Origin of the sequence: Streptomyces tropicalis (assembly GCF_029269835.1) — a bacterium.
Classification (GTDB): Bacteria; Actinomycetota; Actinomycetes; order Streptomycetales; family Streptomycetaceae; genus Streptomyces; species Streptomyces tropicalis.
Window position 1 is genome coordinate 1 of record NZ_JARJBB010000110.1, and the last position, 534, is coordinate 534.

The following is a 534-nucleotide window of genomic DNA, read 5'->3' on the forward strand; positions in this document are numbered from 1 at the left end:
ACAGAGCACTGCGGATGGCGGTGTCCTGGTCGGGGGCGGGGGTTCCCAGGATGAGGCGCCGTCCGTTGACGTCACGGACGCTGTACTCGGCTTCGCCGGTCGCGGGGTTGGGAGCGTGGAGTACGGCGTAGACGGCGTCGGTGAAGCCGACGTGGTCGGGCAGGCCACCGGGGAATGTGCCAGGGACGGTGAAGAACTGTCCGTCGTGGCCGAACAGCTCGCGGGTGGTGCGGTGGGTTGCCGAGCGGTAGCGGGGGCGGTCCGCGGTCAGGTGCGGGAGGTCTCCGGCATTGAGGTCGGGCGCGGTCATGGTCGGGTGTCCCTTCTCGTGGCAGCCCTGCGTCGTGGCGGGGCGAGGGGACGGTGGCCGGACGGCCGGTTAGCTCGGCAAGAGCACCAAGTGCTGGGCACCGGGGCGCTGGCCGGCTGTGGGGTGACGGCTCGTGCGGAGAGGGCCCGGTGGTCCCGGTGCGGGTTGCTCGGCGGGGCTCAGACTCGGTGGAGGTCCCAGTGCCTGGCAATCCGGTTCAGGTC

At 71.5% G+C, this 534-nt stretch carries 1 pseudogene; it reads right to left on the reverse strand.

Annotated elements, in window-relative coordinates:
• A pseudogene (locus P3H78_RS33250) lies at window positions 1–310 on the reverse strand (hypothetical protein); the annotation flags it as partial.
• Between the last annotated feature and the right edge of the window lie 224 nt (window positions 311–534).